This window comes from Salinispora sp. H7-4, assembly GCF_013416675.1.
Taxonomy (GTDB): Bacteria; Actinomycetota; Actinomycetes; order Mycobacteriales; family Micromonosporaceae; genus Micromonospora; species Micromonospora vitiensis.
In genome coordinates, this window is the sequence record NZ_JABZED010000039.1 from 1 (window position 1) to 15526 (window position 15526).

Annotated in this window: 12 protein-coding genes; 6 read left to right on the plus strand and 6 right to left on the minus strand. The window is 70.1% G+C overall.

Features of this window, described 5'->3' with window-relative positions; translation table 11 throughout:
• Nucleotides 1–703: 703 nt before the first annotated feature.
• Genes H0524_RS16220 through H0524_RS16240 form a run of 5 tightly spaced genes read left to right on the plus strand, consistent with a single transcriptional unit; the run spans nt 704 to nt 6385 of the window.
• Entirely contained in the window at nt 704–1183 is a 480-nt protein-coding gene (locus H0524_RS16220; RefSeq protein ID WP_180199394.1) for a (2Fe-2S)-binding protein, read from the plus strand.
• A complete protein-coding gene (locus tag H0524_RS16225) occupies nt 1183–2181 on the plus strand; it encodes a xanthine dehydrogenase family protein subunit M (protein WP_180199395.1) in 999 nt (332 codons plus the stop codon). The genes H0524_RS16220 and H0524_RS16225 overlap by 1 nt, the downstream gene beginning before the upstream one ends.
• Nucleotides 2178–4487: a xanthine dehydrogenase family protein molybdopterin-binding subunit gene (locus H0524_RS16230; protein ID WP_180199396.1), complete on the plus strand. Its 2310-nt coding sequence runs from the start codon at nt 2178–2180 to the stop codon at nt 4485–4487. Before H0524_RS16225 ends, H0524_RS16230 begins: the two co-directional genes overlap by 4 nt.
• Nucleotides 4488–4547: 60 nt before the next feature.
• Nucleotides 4548–5681: an XdhC family protein gene (locus H0524_RS16235; protein ID WP_180199397.1), complete on the plus strand. Its 1134-nt coding sequence runs from the start codon at nt 4548–4550 to the stop codon at nt 5679–5681.
• 2 nt (nt 5682–5683) lie between these two features.
• The gene (locus tag H0524_RS16240) at nt 5684–6385 is read left to right on the plus strand and encodes an NTP transferase domain-containing protein (protein ID WP_180199398.1); all 702 of its coding nucleotides are present in this window, start codon (nt 5684–5686) and stop codon (nt 6383–6385) included.
• A gap of 75 nt (nt 6386–6460) precedes the next feature.
• On the opposite strand, the gene H0524_RS16245 is transcribed toward H0524_RS16240, so the two are convergent.
• Nucleotides 6461–7114, minus strand: coding sequence for a class I SAM-dependent methyltransferase (locus H0524_RS16245; protein ID WP_180199399.1), 654 nt, complete (start codon nt 7112–7114; stop codon nt 6461–6463).
• Between the two features lie 140 nt (nt 7115–7254).
• Between H0524_RS16245 and H0524_RS16250 the strand changes: the two genes are divergently transcribed.
• The gene (locus tag H0524_RS16250; RefSeq protein WP_180199449.1) at nt 7255–8139 is read left to right on the plus strand and encodes an AraC family transcriptional regulator; all 885 of its coding nucleotides are present in this window, start codon (nt 7255–7257) and stop codon (nt 8137–8139) included.
• A gap of 42 nt (nt 8140–8181) precedes the next feature.
• Here the strand turns inward: H0524_RS16250 and H0524_RS16255 are convergent, their stop codons facing one another.
• From H0524_RS16255 to H0524_RS16275, 5 genes are all read right to left on the minus strand, one after another.
• On the minus strand, nt 8182–8511 hold the full coding sequence (locus H0524_RS16255; protein WP_018217961.1) for a carboxymuconolactone decarboxylase family protein: 330 nt from the start codon (nt 8509–8511) through the stop codon (nt 8182–8184).
• Nucleotides 8512–8654: 143 nt separating this feature from the next.
• Entirely contained in the window at nt 8655–9398 is a 744-nt protein-coding gene (gene narI, locus H0524_RS16260; protein ID WP_180199400.1) for a respiratory nitrate reductase subunit gamma, read from the minus strand.
• Entirely contained in the window at nt 9395–10066 is a 672-nt protein-coding gene (gene narJ, locus H0524_RS16265) for a nitrate reductase molybdenum cofactor assembly chaperone (protein WP_180199401.1), read from the minus strand. Before narJ ends, narI begins: the two co-directional genes overlap by 4 nt.
• A complete protein-coding gene (gene narH, locus H0524_RS16270; RefSeq protein ID WP_180199402.1) occupies nt 10063–11682 on the minus strand; it encodes a nitrate reductase subunit beta in 1620 nt (539 codons plus the stop codon). Before narH ends, narJ begins: the two co-directional genes overlap by 4 nt.
• On the minus strand, nt 11682–15380 hold the full coding sequence (locus H0524_RS16275) for a nitrate reductase subunit alpha (protein WP_180199403.1): 3699 nt from the start codon (nt 15378–15380) through the stop codon (nt 11682–11684). Before H0524_RS16275 ends, narH begins: the two co-directional genes overlap by 1 nt.
• Nucleotides 15381–15526 lie beyond the last annotated feature (146 nt).

Below are 15526 nucleotides of genomic sequence, written 5' to 3' on the forward strand. Positions count from 1 at the left end.
GCACTGGCTTTCCAAACACCCTGTTGAGTTCTCAAAGAACAACCACACACCATCCGAACCCCCAAAGGGCCCATCCGGAGGCAACCGCTCCAGCCCGCCACTCTCGCGTCAGGCACTTTTATTACTTTACCTCACCGTCTCCGCCGTGTCAAACCGTTTGTCCCGGTCTGTCGTGCTTCGCACGGTTCAGCTCCCGCTGAGCACGCACGAGGTTGCCCGCGTGTGTGTTCCTCGGATTTGGCAGACCGGCCGCCCGCGGTCTCCCGCTGGCTCGCCCGGTTCCTGCCGGCTGTTACCTTACCCGGCCGGTTTCGCCGCACCAAATCGGCCTCTCGGCGGACTCGGCGGGCACCGCCCGCCCGGCGACTCGAAAGTGAAGCTTCTTGTCGCCGGTGCCGCTTGGATCGGGCCTCAGGACTTTCGCCCTGTTTGCCCCGTTCCGCGCTGGCAGAGAGAAAGTTACGCGGATTCGGGTTCGCACGTCAAATCGAGCGGCTGCGGCCCCCGTCACACCCGCCCTCCGGGTGGCTGGGCAGGCGCAAGCTGCGGCAACCGGCACCGCACCCCGGGAACTTCGAGGGATACAACCCCAACCCTGCCGGCAATTCGGGCTAAAAACCGATTATCGGCTAAACCGGCCACTAGTCTGCGTACGGGTGACGACCTGAGGTGAATGCGAAGAGACCAGGAGGGGGATGGGTCCATGACGGTGCAGACCAGACTCATCGTGAACGGTCAGGACCGGGAGTGGACGCTCGATGCCCGAACGACGCTGCTGGACGCGCTGCGAGATCACCTTGGCCTCTACGGCACGAAGAAGGGGTGTGACCATGGGCAGTGCGGCGCCTGCACGGTCCATGTCGACGACCGGCCCGTGGTGGCCTGTCTGACCCTCGCCGCCCAGGTCGCCGGCGGTGCGGTACGGACCGTCGAGGGGCTCACGGAGTCGCCGGGCGACCTGCATCCGATGCAGCAGGCGTTCCTCGACTGTGACGCGCTGCAGTGTGGCTACTGCACCCCGGGACAGCTGATGTCGGCGATTGCCTGTGTTGACGCGGGCTGCGCCGGGTCCACCGACGAGATCCGCGACTTCATGAGTGGGAATCTCTGCCGCTGCGGTGCCTACCAGGGCATCGTCGAAGCGGTCGCCAGGGTTCACGCCGCCGGTCAAGGGCGGTCCTGATGCGAGCCTTCACCTACACCCGGGCGCGCTCCGCGGCGGAGGCGGTATCGACGTTCGCCACCTCCCACCGCGACCAGCCCCACTACCTCAGTGGTGGCACGACCCTCGTGGACCTGATGAAGCTCGACGTCGAAGCCCCCGGTCTGCTCATCGACCTGACCGACGTCCCGGACCTCGACTTTGTCCGTAGGGAGCAGGGTGACCTGGTCATCGGCGCGCTGACCCGGATGAACGACGCCGCCCACCACCCGCTGGTCGCTGCCAGCTGCCCGGTGCTCGCGGAGTCCCTCCTGGCCGCGGCCTCCCAACAGTTACGGAACATGGCAAGAATCGGCGGCAACCTGCTGCAGCGCACCCGCTGCGGCTACTTCCGATCGGTCGAGTTCTCGTGCAACAAACGTCAGCCCGGGTCGGGGTGCTCCGCGATGGAGGGCGTCAACCGCCACCACGCCGTCCTCGGTACCAGCGACCACTGCATCGCCCTCTACCCCGGTGACCTGGCGGTGGCGCTGACCGCGTTCGACGCGAACCTCTCCGTCCTCGGACCCGACGGCACCCGCACCATGTCGATCCATGACCTGTTCGTGCCGCCGGGCGACACACCGCACCGGGAGACGACCCTCGAGCCCGGCGAGTTCATCACGGCCGTCCGGGTGCCGATGACACCGGCGGCGCAGTCGTCCAGCTACCAGAAGGTGAGCGACCGGAGTTCGTACTCGTTCGGCCTCGCATCGGCAGCCGTCGGGCTCCACCTCGACGCGGGGGGCACCACCAGCGAGGTACGGATCGCCCTCGGTGGTGTGGGCACCGTGCCCTGGCGGGCACGGGAGGCCGAACAGGCACTGACCGGAACACAGCTGGACGACGCGGCCATCCGTACGGCGTTGGAGCCGGAATTCCGGTCGGCCCGCACCACGCCGCAGAACCACTTCCGGGTACGGCTGGCTGTGGAAACCGTACTCGAGGCCGTCGCGGCGGCCCAGCAGAGGATGGGATGAACGCCATGGCCTGGATCGGCTCCGACCACGTCCGCCACGACGGCGCAGAGAAGGTCCGCGGCGAACCGATCTACGGTGCCGACCGCGCGGCCGCGGCGATGGCGTACGCGGTCCCGGTCAGTGCGACCGTGGGGCGCGGTCGGATCACGACGATCGAGACCGCCAAGGCGGAACGGGTACGGGAGGTGCTCACGGTACTCACGCACGAAAACCTGGATCGCCTGCACCCGTCCGACTTCTCCTTCGGGTTGGGGGGTGCGAGCGAGAGCTTCCAACCGATGCGGGACAACGTCGTGGCCTACCGCGGTCAGCCAATCGCGATTGTGGTGGCGGAGACCTTGGAGGCCGCAGCGGAAGCCGCGGCGTTGGTAACCGCCCGCTACGACGTCGAACCGTTCGCCGTGGAGCTCGACGACCCGGGGGGCGAGCGGGTCGACCAGGCGGAGGCGGTGCCCGCGTTTCCCGTGGTGGAGATCGGCGAGGGTGACCGGCTACTGGACCAGGCGCCAGTTGTGGTTGACGCCACCTACCACTCCCCCGCGCAGCACCACAACGGGCTGGAGCTGCTGTCCACCCTCGCCCAGTGGCATGAGGGATCGCTCCTGATCCATGAGGGCACTCAGGCGGCGGGACGCGTCCGGCACGCGCTGGCGACGCAGATCGGACTCCCGATGGAGTTGGTCCAGGTCGTCTCGCCCTCCCTCGGTGGCGGCTTCGGCCAGCGCACCGGTCAGGCGTACAGCACCACCCTGGCCGCCCTGGCCGCCCGGCGGGTCGACCGGCCGGTGATGCTGATCATCCCGCGGTCCGCCGTCTTCCACAGCGTGCACTTTCGGGCCGCGACCCGGCACCGGATCCGGCTGGGTGCGCGGGACGACGGCACGATCACCTCCCTGGTGCACGAGGCATTCGCGCAGACATCACGCCATGACCTGATGCCGTTCTGGGGGCCGCAGGTCTCGGGGAGCATGTACGGCATCCCGAACTTCCGCGGCACCACCACCCTGGTGCGACTCGACACCCAGACGCCCGGCTACATGCGGGCGCCGATGGAGATGGCGACGATGTTCGCGCTGGAGAGCGCCCTGGACGAACTCGCCGAGCGGGTGGGCGTCGACCCGGTAGAGCTTCGGCGACGCCACGACACCGCCACCGACCCGGCGACCGGCAAACCATTCTCCTCGCGGCGGCTCAAGCAGTGCCTCGATCGGGGCGCCGAACGATTTGGCTGGTCGGAACGCGATCCGGCGATCGGGTCGATGCGCGGCGACGATGGCAGCCTCATTGGCTGGGGCGTGGCGACGGGTTGCTATCCCGGCCTCGCCTCCGCCGCCGGCACGCACGTACGGCTGTGTGACGACGGCACGGCGGAGGTCGCGATCAGCGGACACGAGATGGGCCAGGGCATCCGCACCGTGGTCGCACTGACCGCGGCCGACTCCCTCGGCCTGCCGCCCAGCGACATCCGGGTAACCGTTGGCGACACCCGGGTCGCTCCCCAGCCAGAGACCGGTGCCTCGTGGGGAACCGCCTCCGCCCTGCCGGCCATCCGGGAAGCTGCCATCGGGATCCGCGCCCAGCTGCATCAGATCGCCGCCACCCGTGGCGAGCCCGTCGCCAACGTCGACGTCAGCGAGTGCCGGCTGGCGGAGGGACGGCTGGTCGGCCCAGACAACACGGGGCCACTCATAACCGGGCTCCTCAGGGCCGCCGGCCTCCCCTCGGTCGTGGCCCCCGGGCAGTACTTCGCCCCAGGGCGAAGCCCGACCGAAGCACCCGACAGCGCCACGGCGCCGATGAGCGCGGTGATGGCGGACGTCGACAACGCCCGGGTGGGCCCGGTCTTTCCCGACTTCGTCACCTGCTCCTACGTCGCCCACTTCGTCGAGGTCCGCGTTGGTCCGCGGATCCGTCGACCGCGGGTCACCCGGATGCTGTCGGTCATCGACTGCGGGCGGGTGATCAGTCGGCGCACCGCCACCAGCCAGGCCCTGGGCGGCCTGGTGTGGGGCATCGGCACCGCGCTCCGCGAGGAGAGCACCGTGGACCCTCGCTTCGGCGGGTTCCTCAACACCAACCTGTGCGACTACCTGGTTCCGGTGAACGCCGACGTACCCACACTCGACGTCGACTTCATTGACGAGCCGGACCCGTTGTTCAGCGCGTTCGGTCTCAAGAACCTGGGCGAGGTCGTCCATGTCGGTGCGGCAGCGGCGATTACCAACGCCATCCACCACGCGACCGGGGTCCGGGTCCGGAGTCTGCCCGTCCGCATCGAGGATCTCATGACGGAGCCTGCTCCGTAACGGCCCGGGGCTTGTCCACACCGCGTTGGGCCGCTCGCCGCGGGCCCGGCAGGGAGTCTGATGACAGCGGGGATCAGGTATATCGCGCCGACCCTACGGCGGTGGTGTTCGGCCGACCTCTCCTTCGCGATGGCCGTGGTCGTCGGGGTGACGAGGAGCGCGCCGTGCCCGGTCGGGACGGTGATGGCCAGCTGCGCCACCGGCGAGGTCGCCGGTGGCGTGGCCGGCGGGTGTATCGACGGCGCGGTCCTCACGGCAGCCCAGGACGCGATCCGCTCGGGTCGGGTGTACCGGAACCGCTACACCCACCAGAGCGACGGCTCGCCGGTGCTCGGCCTCTCCTGTCGTAGTGAGATCGACGTGGTGGTGCTGCCTGCGGCGGTGGAGGTCATGGCACCGCTGCTCGATCGGTTGCTGGCCAATCGGACGGTCGGTTCCGCTCTGGTGCTACCCACCGGCCCACGGGCGGCGCTGCTGGTGGCAGACCCGGACGGGTTGTGGGGATCATCGGGCGATCCGAGGGTGGATGAGCTGGTGGCACGCCGGCTCCGGGAGCGGGTATCCACCGGGGCGGGGCAGGTCGAACACATCGGAGCGGGGCAGATCGAACGCATCGTCGACGGCGACGGGCGGCCGATTGACGTCCTGTTCGTCAGACACCAGCCAGCGCCCCGCATGGTGCTCTACGGGATGAGCCCGGTCGCCCGAGCGATGAGCCAACTCGGGCGTTTCCTCGGCTTCGAGGTGACCGTGTGTGATCCCCGGCCCGTCTTCATGCGGGCAGAGCACTTCCCGGACGCCCACCAGGTGGTCTGTGACTGGCCGCACCGCCACCTGCGCAGCATCGAGGCTGACGCCCGGAGCGCCATCGTGGTGCTCAGCCATGATGATCGCCACGAGACCGAACTGCTGTCGCTGGCCCTACGGGGGCGCGCCGGCTACGTCGGCGTGATCGGCAGTCGAGAAACGCACCGTGAGCGGCTGCTCCGGCTCACCGCAGCCGGGTTGACCGAGGACGAACTCGACCGGCTGCGGGCGCCCATCGGCCTCGACCTGGGCGCCCAAACTCCCCAGGAAACCGCCGTGTCCATCTGCGCCGAGATGATCGCGGTCGCCGGCACCGGGGGCACCGGTCGGCCCCTGACCTACCTGGCTGGCCCCATCCACAGGCGTGCCGACGTCCCGGTCAGCTGAGCATGCGGAAACGACGGCATGGCCCGGCCTACTCACCGGCGGACTCAGGGCCGGTAGCCGCGGGCCCGGTAGACGCAGGCCCGGTAGACGCAGGGCCGGCGGACACGGGGTGCACCGGCCGCGACACGGGGTGCACCGGCCGCGTCGCGGGGCTGCTACTCGCCGCGGGAGCGGGGCGGCGGTACGGCGGGCCGAAGGCGCTCGTGGCTTTCCGGGGCCAGCCCCTGGTGCTGCGGAGCCGAGACGTGCTGGTGGCCGCCGGCTGTGCTCCCGTACTGGTCGTGGTGGGGGCGCGGGCGGAGGCCGTGACCGAGTTGGTCCGCTCGGGCGTGGTCCGAAACCCGGCGTGGCCGACCGGCATGGGTTCATCGCTGCGGGCGGGGTTGGCTGCGTTGGAGGTAACGACCGCGTCGGCTGCGGTCGTGACCTTGGTTGACATGCCGGGGGTGGGAGTCGAGGCGGTACGCCGGGTGGCCGCCGCCGCCCGGCCCGATGCTCTGGTGGTCGGGGGCTACCACGGCGGCCGGTGGGGGCACCCGGTACTGCTCGGGCGTGCGCACTGGGCCGGCGCCGCCGCGAGCGCCACCCGGGACCGGGGCGCCCGGGACTACCTCCGTCAACACCGTGACACCGTCACGGTCGTCCCCTGCGCCGACGTGGCCGATGCCCAGGACCTCGACGTGCCCCCGAAGATCCGGCGTTGACCCGCCGACACCCGGCTTCGGCTGGGTCATGCCACCGTCCTCGGCGGCCGCCGCCCCCGGCGCAAGCGCGCTCCCTCAACCGACGTCGGCCCGGTAGAAGACGTACCGGCCCAGTCGGGCTCGGCCGTAGCCGTTCTCCCGGACCCCGGTCAGCCCGGCTTCGACCAACGCGGACAGGGCCCGATCGGGCAGGCTGTCCCCGGTCCGACCAGAGCGGTGGGCGTGACCGCCCTCGTGTCCGGGAAGACTGCCGTCGATGTCGGCTACATGCAGCTCGCCGCCGGGGCGCAGCACCCGCCGGACCTCACTCAGCACTCGCACCCAGTCCGCTTCGTCGATGTGATGCAGCATGAACGAGGAGAGCACCCGATCGACGCTGTCGTCCGACAACGGCAGGTCATCGGCGAACGCCCGCTCGTACTGGATCTGCACCTTGCCCCGGGCCGCCTTGCGGCGGGCACGGCGCAGCGCGGCGGGATCCGGATCGATGCCCTGCGCGTCCACCTCCGGGTGGCGGCGCTTGAGCGTCCGCAGCAGATCGCCGGTGCCGCAGCCGATCTCCAGGACTCGTTGTCCCGGCCGAAGATTCGCACGCTCCAAAAGCTTCTCATGAACCCGGCCGATGCCGATAAAGCGGGCGAACGGATCGTAGAGGGGCAGCAACCATTGCTTGCCCATGGCGGGCAGATAGGCCCGATTCTCGGAATGGGAGTTGGGCTGTCCGGTCATGGCACGCTCCGGTAGTAGCGGAACTCGGTCGTACTCTCAGCCTCATGGACAGCGAAGCTGCGGACAATGGCGGAACTGTGGACAGGATGCGACGGAACTTTGCTCCCCCGTCCCGCCAGGTCGGTGTCACCGGGCAGGGCGTGCCGGTCTTCGGCTTCGGCCACGTGCCCGGCATCGCCCCGGTCGCGGTAGCCCACCACCCCCACGGCGAGCCCTTCCTCGACCTCGCCACCGTCGGCGCCCACACCCACGACTTCCTGGTGCTCTGCTACGCCCACGTGGCTCACGGGACGGTACGCATCGACGAGCGCACCTGGACAGTGGCCGACGGCGACCTCTTCGTCATCGCACCAGGGCAGGTAGTCACGTCCGGCGATCCGTTTGCGGAGGTCACCAGCGACGGCTGGACCGTCTGGTTCCCGGCCGACGTGGTCCGGCCCGGAATGCCCGGCGCCTACTCATCCTGGCGGACACACCCGTTGCTCTTCCCGTTCGCGCAGGGCGGCAACCGGGCCCAGCGGCTACCGGTCCCACCGGTCGACCGGGCCGGCCTGATGGAGCGCTTCGCCGCACTCGACACCGAGCTCCGGGCCCGCCGCGACGGTCACCAGGCGGCCGCCCTCGCCCATCTGACCCTGCTGCTCGTGACCGTGGCCCGCTTGTCGACCGACCTCGCCGACCACCTACGCTGCGCCGACGAACCGCTGCTGGCGGCCGTCTTCGAGGCCATCGAGGCGCGCTACCACCAGCCCATCTCCCTCGCCGACATCGCGGCCGACCTCGCGCTGACCACCGGCTACCTCACCACCGCCGTGCGTCGCAAAACCGGCCGAACCGTTACCCAGTGGATCACCCAGCGCCGGATGCAGCAGGCACGCCTACTGCTCACCGAGACCGACCTGGCCGTCAGCACGATCAGCCGCCGGGTTGGATACCCCGACACCAGCTATTTCAGCAAACGCTTCCGCGCCCGCCACGGAGTCACCCCCACCCAGTGGCGGGACGCCACACCGCCCGCGGGGTGACGTCAACCCGCGCCGCACCACCCTGCGGGGTGGCGACCGGCATCACTCGTCCGACGGCGCCAGGACGACCGAGTCGATCCAACCCAGGGCCGCGATGGCGGTAGGAAACCCACAGGTGGTGATGGCCGCGAGCGCGACGGCTCGCACCTCGTCCACGGTCGCACCGTGCTGAAGGGCCTTGCGAACATTGGAACGCACCGCTCCCTCCGCCTCGGCCCCAACCGCCACCGCCAATTTGATCAGCCGGTCGGTCCGGTCGTCGAACGAGTTGCGCTCCCGCACCGTCCGCGCCAGCGCGCCCTGCGCCTCCGCGACATCCGGAAAGCGTTCCAGGAACTTCACGTAGACATCCGGAAGATACTGCTGCTGCATATCACCCTCCGCTACCGCCCGATATTGACACATTAGCCCTGGCCCGTGGCCACCGTGGTCCGAGGACGTATCCAGGCAGAACTCACGCCTCGTCGGCCGCCGCGTCGGTGGCGCCTCTGATCGAGGCGCCACCACCCGCGGGGTCACCGCTGGGCCGACGGCTCCCGGGCGGCGTCCCGTACCTGCTCCGGTGCGGCGGTCGCCGTCGGCGCCGGCCCGCGCCGCCCGCGGTAGACCACATACGGACGCCACAGGTACGCCAGCGGCGCCGACCAGACGTGTACCAGTCGGGTGAACGGCCACAGCGCCAGGAAGAGGAAACCGCCGATCGCGTGCAGTTGGTAGACCAGGGGAGCCCCGCTCATCAGGGTGGGGTCCGGCTGGAACCAGAAGATCCCGCGGAACCAGACGGCGATCGTCTCCCGGTAGTCGTAGCCCCCACCGAGCAGGTTGACCCCGACCGTGGCGATCATGCCGAGCGCCACCATGGCGGCGAGCGCGGCGTAGAGCACCTTGTCCATCCGGCTGGTCACCCGACGGACCCGACCGTTGATCATCCGCCGAAGGATCAGCAGGACCAGGCCGGTCATCAGCATCAGGCCGGTCACCGTACCGCCCAGGACCGCGGTGAGGTGGTAGACGTGCTCACTGATCCCGATCTTCTCGGTCACCGACGCGGGCACCAGCAGGCCCATGACGTGCCCACCAGCAACCCCGAGAACGCCGAGGTGGAACAGGGGCGAGCCGAGCCGCAGCAGGCGATTCTCCAGCACCTGGCTGGTGTGCGTGGTCCAGCCGAACTGGTCGTGGCGCCACCGCCAGACATGCCCGGCGACGAAGACCACCAGACACAGGTACGGCAGGACGGTCCAGACGAGGTTGGTCATCGCGATGCCTCCGACGGGGAACAGGCGGGATAAGGGGCAAGCGCGGCAGCGTGCAGGTCCGGGCCGTCGCCGAGAGACTCCAGGCCGACCGTCTCCACCGGCGGTCCGTCAACGGCGAGCGCCGCGATGGCGGCCCGGTCGGCGTCGGTCAGCGCCGGCAACACGGCGCAGACAACGTCCAGCAACAAGCGGTAGGGGGTGTCGCAGTCGGTCAGGGCGGCGCGGAGCAGTTCGATGCCCTGCCGATGCTGCCGCAGGGGTGCCTCCCCCTCGCCCGGGCCCACGGTGGCGGCGTACTCCAGCACCACCGGCAGCAGATCCGGCAGCTCCCCGTCCGCGAGTCGCAGCCCGTGCGCCCGATATCGCTGCTTGAGCACCAGCAGTGCCATTCCCCGCTTACGGGTGTCCCCGTGCAGGTAGTAGGTGAGGTAGAGACCAGAGCGGCGGCGCAGGTCGAAGGTCTGCACGAAGTGCTGCTGTACGTCGATCGGGGTGTTCTCCAGCAGCCAGTCCAGGAACCCGTCGATCTGCTCCCGCGCCTGGGGCGCCTCGATCCGCGCGGCGGCGCCCCGAAGCTCGGCTCCGGCGCCGAGCAGTTCGTCATCGGGGTAGGTGAGCAGCAGCGAGACCAGCTCGAAGATGCGGGCCCGGTCGGTCGCGGCGGTCATGCGCCGCCTCGCAGCGGGTTGATCGTGAAGCCACGCCGGCCGTCGGCACGCCGGGAGAGCAGCCCAGGCCGGCCGGGACGAACCTGCTCGCCCTCGACCAGGTGGAAACTCTCCGCGGAGGCCTGCGTGGTCATTCCCGGGCCGCCCTCGCAGTCCAGCGCGCAGTCCTGGTTCGCGGTGGCCTGCGCTTCCAGCGCGGCGGCATCCCTGCTGTACGCGGCCGGGACCACGTAGCGCTCGTCGTACTTGGCGATGGCCAGCAGCCGGTACATGGCCTCGACCTGCTCCGCGGTCATCCCGATCCCGTCGAGCAGCTCGTCGGCGACGGTACCGTCGAGGGTACGAGCGCGCATGTAGGAGCGCATGGCCGCCAGCTTCATCAGAACCCCGGCGGTTGCCTCCACGTCACCGGCGGTGAAGAGCTCGGCCAGGTACTCCACCGGAATCCGCAGCTCCCGGATGGTGTGGAAGATGTCGTCGGCGTCGGTGTCGTCCCGGCCGGCCTCCCCCACCGCGTCCAGCACCGGCGACAGCGGCGGGACGTACCAGACCATGGGCAGGGTCCGATACTCCGGGTGCAGCGGCAGCGCCACCTTGTACTCGCTGATCAGCCGCCACACCGGGGACCGTTCGGCGGCGTCCAGCCACTCCTGCGGCATGCCGGCGGCCCGGGCGGCCTCCCGTACGGCCGGGTCGCTCGGGTCGAGGAAGACCGCGCGCTGCGCGTCGAGCAGGTCGTGCTCGTCGGTCACCGAAGCGGCGGCGAGCACCGCGTCCTCGTCGTAGAACACGATCCCCAGGTAGCGCAGCCGACCCACGCAGGTCTCGGAGCAGATCGTGGGCTGCCCCGCCTCGATCCGCGGGAAGCACAGGGTGCACTTCTCCGCCTTACCGGTGCTGTGGTTGACGTACACCTTCTTGTACGGGCAGGCGGAGACACACATCCGCCAGCCCCGGCAGCGGTCCTGGTCCACCAGGACGATGCCGTCCTCCTCCCGCTTGTACATCGCGCCGGAGGGGCAGGCCGACACACACGCCGGGTTGAGGCAGTGCTCGCAGATCCGCGGCAGGTGGAACAGGAAGGTCTTCTCGAACTCGAACTTCACCCGCGCCGCCGCCTCCGCCGACATCCGGGCGAGGTTCGGGTCACCGGTGCCGTGCTCGTGGGTCCCGCCGAGGCTGTCCTCCCAGTTGGCCCCCCAGGTGAGGGCCATCGGCTCGCCGGTCAGCGCGGAACGGGGCTGCTGCACCGGGGTGTCCTTGAGCCCGGCGGGGGCGTTGGCCAGGATGTCCTTGTCGAAGGTCGCCGGCTCGTAGTAGTCGTCGATCGAGGGCAGATCCGGGTTGACGAACAGCCGGCTGAGCCGCTTGACCCGACCACCGGAGCGCAGCTTGAGCCGGCCCTTCTCGTCCAGCTGCCAGCCTCCGTGCCAGCGGTCCTGATCCTCGTAGTGCTTGGGGTAGCCGATGCCCGGCTTGGTCTCGACGTTGTTGAACCAGACGTACTCGGTGCCGTCCCGGTTGGTCCAGGTCTGCTTGCAGGTTACGGAGCAGGTGTGACACCCGATGCACTTGTCCAGGTTCATCACCATGGCGACCTGCGCTCGGATCCTCATCAGTACTCCACCTCCTGGTCGCGGCGGCGGATCACCGTGATCTCGTCGCGTTGGCTGCCGATCGGGCCGTAGTAGTTGAAGGCGTAGGTGAGTTGGGCGTGTCCGCCAGCCAGGTGGGTGGGCTTGACCAGCAGCCGGGTCAACGAGTTGTGGTAACCACCCCGGCGGCCGCTCTTCTCGGCCTTGGGCACGTTGATCGTCCGCTCCGGCGAGTGGTACTGGAACACCGTGCCCTCCGGCATCCGGTGGCTGACCACCGCCCGGGCCACGATGACCCCGTTGCGGTTGTGCGCCTCGACCCAGTCGTTGTCCCGCACCCCGACCTTGGCGGCGTCCGGCACGCTCATCCAGATCACCGGCCCACCCCGCGACAACGCCAACATCAATTCGTTGTCGTGGTACATCGAGTGGATAGACCACTTCGCGTGCGGGGTCAGGAAGCGTACGGTGACGCCGCCGTCGACGAACTCACCCGGGGCACCGAAGTGCCGGGCCATATTCAGCGGGGGCCGGAAGCCCGGCAACTGCTCGCCCAACTCCGCCACCCAGTCGTGCTCCACGAAGAAGTGCTGCCGACCGGTGATGGTGTGCCACGGCTTGAGCCGCTCCACGTTGAGGGTGAAGGGCGAGTAGCGACGGCCGCCCTTCTCCGAGCCGGACCACTCCGGGCTGGTGAAGACCGACTGCGGTGCCCGCTGGGTGTCCGCGTACGTGATCTGGTCGGTCTCGTGCCCGGCGATCAGATCCGCGAACGGTTGCCCGGTCCGCTGCTCCAGGGCCGCGAAACCGGCCGCGGCGACCCGCCCGTTCGTGGTGCCCGACAGCGCCAGGATCGCCTCGCACATCCGGTCGGCGGTGGCCAGCGACGGCCGGCCGGCACACGGCCCGTCGGGGACCACCCCGTTTCGCTCCCGCAGGTACGCCACCTCCGCGGTGACGTCCACGGTGAGCGCCTTCGTGCTGGTGCCGAGCCGGTCCAGGAGCGGGCCGACAGCCCGCATCTTCGCGCCGATCTGGGCGTAGTCCCGCTCGATCTCGATGAGCTTCGGCATGGTGGAGCCGGGGACCGGCTCGCACTCGCCGGCCTTCCAGTCCCGCACCCGCCCGCTGGGCATGGCCAACTCGTCCGGGGTGTCGTGCTGCAGCGGCGCGGCCAGCACATCCCGTCGCACCCCCAGGTGGTCGACGGCCAGCTCACTGAACCGGTCGGCGAGCGCCAGGAAGGTGTCGTAGTCGGAGTGGGCGTCGGCGGGCGGCTCCACCGCCGGGCTGAACGCGTGCACGAACGGGTGCATGTCCGTGGTGGAGATGTCGTGCTTCTCGTACCAGGTCGCGGTCGGCAGCACCACGTCGGCGTGCAGACCGGTGTTGGTCATCCGGAAGTCGATCGCCGTCAGCAGGTCAAGCTTCCCGGTCGGCGCCTCATCCCGCCACACCAGGTCCCGGGGTCGGTGCTCCGGGTCGCACTCCGAGGCGGTGGCGGTCGAGTCGATCCCCAGCAGGTGGCGCAGGAAGTACTCGTTGCCCTTGCCCGAGGAGCCGAGCAGGTTCGCCCGCCACAGGGTGAGGCAGCGCGGGAAGTTCGCCGGGTCGTCCGGGTCCTCCGCCACCGACCGGAGCCGACCGGCCTTCAGCTCGGCGACGATGTGCTCCTGCACCGTCACCCCGGCCACCGCCGCCTCGTCGGTGAGGTCGAGGGGGTTGCGGTTGAACGACGGGTGGCCGGGGCTCCAGCCCATCCGCTGCGCGGCGGCGACGGTGTCGGCGAAGGCCATCCCCGCGAACCGGCCGGTGCCCAACGGGGAGGAGAGCTCGTCGACCGGGACCCGCTCGTACCGCCACTGGTCGGTGTGCAGGTACCAGAACGGGGTGCTCGCCTGGTGCCGCATCGGCCGTTGCCAGTCGAGCCCGAAGGACATGTGCTGCTGGCCGGTGATCGGCCGGGCCTTCTCCTGCCCCACGTAGTGCGCCCAGCCACCGCCGTTGACGCCCTGGCAGCCGGTCAGGGTGACCAGGGAGATGAGCGCCCGGTAGCTCATGTCGGAGTGGAACCACTGGTTCGCCCCGGCACCCAGGACGATCAGCGACCGCCCCTGGCTGCGCTCGGCGTTGCGGGCGAACTCCCGGCCGATCCGGGCCGCCACCGCGGCCGGCACCCCGGTGATCCGCTCCTGCCAGGCCGGGGTGTTCGGCGAGTCCGGGTCGTCGTACCCCGTCGGCCACTGCCCCGGCAGGTCGCCGCGGCGCACCCCGTACTGTGCCAGCACCAGGTCGTAGACCGAGGTGACCAGCTGCTCGCCGACCCGGATGGCCGGTACGCCACGGCTGATGGTGGCCCCGCCCTCGGTCTCCCCGACGTCGAAGCGGGGCAGGTCGACCTCGATCGCCTCGTCACTGCGGTCGAGCAGCCCGAGCGCGGGCAGCACCTCGCCCAGGTCCAGGTTCCAGCGCCCCTCGCCGGCCTCCCCGTACCGGAAGCCCAGCGACCCGTTCGGCACGACCAACTCGCCGGTGCGCTCGTCGACCAGGACGGTCTTGTGCGCGCCCTCCTCCTGGCCCAGGTCCGCCGCGGTGAGGAAGCGGTCGGTGGTCCACCGGCCGTCCGCGGTGGGTCGCAGCGTGACCAGGAACGGCAGGTCGGTGTAGCGGCGGATGTAGTCGGCGAAGTAGTCGACCGTGCGGTCCCGGAAGAACTCGGTGAGTACGACGTGGCCCATCGCCATCGCCAGCGCGCCGTCGGTACCCGGGTGCGGGGCCAGCCAGTCGTCGGCGAACTTGACGTTGTCGGCGTAGTCCGGGCTGACCGCGACGACCTTCGTCCCCCGGTAGCGGGCCTCGGCCAGGAAGTGGGCGTCCGGCGTACGGGTGACCGGAATGTTCGAGCCCCACATCATCAGGTAGGTGGAGTTCCACCAGTCGCCGGCCTCGGGTACGTCGGTCTGGTCGCCCCAGATCTGTGGCGAGGCGATCGGCAGGTCGGCGTACCAGTCGTAGAAGCTCAGCAGGGTGCCGCCGAGCAGGGCGTGGTAGCGGGTGCCGGCGGCGAAGGAGGCCATCGACATCGCCGGAATCGGCGAGAAGCCCACCACCCGGTCCGGTCCGTACGTCTTCGTGGTGTACACGTGCGCGGCGGCAACCATCGTGGTCACCTCGTCCCAGCTGGCCCGGACGAAGCCGCCACGTCCCCGCTGGGTCTTGTAGGCGCGCGCCTTGAGGGGGTTCTCCACGATGTCGGCCCAGGCGGACACCGGATCACCCAGGCGCGCGAGCCCGTCGCGGAACATCTCGGCCAGCACCCCGCGTACGTAGGGGTGGCGCACCCGGGAGGGCGAGTACTCGTACCAGGAGAAGGAGGCGCCGCGGGGGCAGCCGCGCGGCTCGTAGTCCGGCGAGTCCGGGCCGGTGGTCGGGTAGTCGGTGGCCTGGTGTTCCCAGGTGATCAGGCCGTCCTTGACGAAGACGTTCCACGAGCAGGAGCCGGTGCAGTTGACGCCGTGGGTGGAGCGCACCACCCGGTCGTAGCGCCACCGGTCGCGGTAGAACCGCTCCCAGTCGCCGTCGTCCACCTGGTGCAGCGTCCGGCCGTGGTCACCGACCGCCTCCCGGCGGAGGAAGCGCCGAGCAGCCAGCAACGGCGCCGCGCCGGGGACCTGGTCCGTCGCAGGATCATGAGCTTCTGGCGGGCGGTGCGCTGACACGTGGGCACTCCTCCGGCGGCGAGCGACAACGCGGGGGCTGTCGGCGGCACACGGCAGTGCGCCACGTCTACCAGGGTTCGCGAAATCAACCGCCAGATCGGGAGGCTGCGGTCCCGACCCGTCGGGACCAAGGTCCCGGCCACCCC